The organism is Paenibacillus tyrphae (assembly GCF_024158745.1).
GTDB lineage: Bacteria > Bacillota > Bacilli > Paenibacillales > NBRC-103111 > Paenibacillus_G > Paenibacillus_G tyrfis_A.
This window is the reverse complement of sequence record NZ_JAMZAW010000090.1, coordinates 1-213: the sequence shown is the minus strand read 5'-3', so window position 1 is coordinate 213 and position 213 is coordinate 1. Positions and strand designations below refer to the sequence as shown.

The 213-nt window shown below is 50.2% G+C and carries 1 pseudogene; it reads left to right on the top strand.

The window, feature by feature from the left end:
• Positions 1–156 (top strand): annotated as a pseudogene (locus NI000_RS36640) (IS256 family transposase); the annotation flags it as partial.
• Between the last annotated feature and the right edge of the window lie 57 nt (positions 157–213).

Below are 213 nucleotides of genomic sequence, written 5' to 3'. Positions count from 1 at the left end.
GGAAAAAGCATATTCCCAACGGACGAAGCACTACTGAAGATGCTATATCTCTCTACCATGGACGTCATTCGAAAATGGACGGGGCGCGTACAGAATTGGGGACAAATTCTTCTCCAGCTCACAGTATACTATCCAGAACGCGTCCAGGTACGCTAAAAGCGGCTTTACATGGAGGGGTGGGCATGATAGGCTGACTGCCATGGCGATGACCTG